This window comes from Bilophila sp. 4_1_30 (genome assembly GCF_000224655.1).
Classification (GTDB): Bacteria; Desulfobacterota; Desulfovibrionia; order Desulfovibrionales; family Desulfovibrionaceae; genus Bilophila; species Bilophila wadsworthia.
Genome location: NZ_JH114264.1, coordinates 1 through 1,146, shown reverse-complemented (window position 1 = coordinate 1,146; position 1,146 = coordinate 1). Strand labels below are relative to the sequence as shown.

Below are 1,146 nucleotides of genomic sequence, written 5' to 3'. Positions count from 1 at the left end.
GCGGGGGCGAACAGGGTGCGGTCGGGGATGAGGACGGGGCCGCCCCCGGGATCGGCGTTGGGGTGTATCGCCCCGTCGATGCGGCCGCGCAGGGCTTCGAGATCGGCGCGCAACCGGGTGGCCGTATCCCGGAATTCGGCCAGCGGCATCTGCCCCTTGCGGCCTTCCAGCGCGTCGATGCTCCCGAAAAGCCGCGCCGCGTCGGCCCTGAATGCCCCGGCGACGTCACCGCTGCCGTGCATGAAGTGCGCCATGTCCTGCATGGCTTTCCCCGCCGTGGGCGCCTGCGGATCCGCGACGCCGGGGGCTATCTGCTGCCGCCGTTCGGCGGGCATCGCCGCGAGCTGCATGGTGGCGGCGAAATTCAGCGCCTCGGAAGCCCGGAACTGGGTGGCCTGCGCCAGCGAATCGAGCAGGGCGGCGCTGACGCCGCTGGCCTTCTGGAATGCGCCGATCTGGGTGTAGAGCTCGTTCTGCGCGCCGACGAACGCTTCCAGCGCGGCGAAGGCGGCATCGGGAAGCGGATTGGCGTGGAAGTCCGCGATGGGGATGCGGCGCAGGTTCGCCGCCGCCACGTCGCAGGCGTTGGCGGCCTTCAGCATGGCGGAGTGGATGCGGAAGCCGCCGTGGAAGACTTTGGGTCGGGGGATTTCGGTTTTGATGGCGTCGTACAGATCCCCGCCGATGCCCCGCAGCCCGCCGGAACGGTCAAGGGCGGTGTCCAGCATCTGGCGCAGCCGCGCCTCGGCCTGGACGAGATCCTCATTGGGCGGGTTTCCGGGGGCCGGCGCCCCGTTCTGGGCGTCGTGGGGAACTGCGGGGTTTTGCTGCCCGGCGCCTTCGACGTCCGCATGGGGATCGACGCTGATGGAAGTCCCGGACGTCGCGGTGAAAATCGTGGAGCTCATGGTGGCCTCCGTGCGCTAGACGCGCATCCAGTTGACGTTGGACATGCCGACAAGCCCGGAATCGAGCCCCTGCATCAGATCCAGCAGGGCATACAGGCCTTCGCCCTGTTGCTGCACGTCGCCTTCCGGGGTGTCCAGACGCCATGCGCAGCGCTCGGCGTCGAGGACGACGTTCAGCACGCCCGATTGGGGCAGGCAGGCTTGGCAGGCCTCGATAAAGCTGCAAGCCGCCTCAAGG

The 1,146-nt window shown here is 69.2% G+C and carries 2 protein-coding genes; both read right to left on the bottom strand.

The genetic code is table 11. The features are described from left to right. Window positions 1–908: hypothetical protein (locus HMPREF0178_RS20050; protein ID WP_009369365.1), on the bottom strand; the 908-nt coding region annotated here is incomplete at its 3' end. A gap of 15 nt (window positions 909–923) precedes the next feature. Beyond that, the coding region (locus HMPREF0178_RS20045) for a hypothetical protein (protein WP_009369364.1) at window positions 924–1,146 on the bottom strand (223 nt) is incomplete at its 5' end.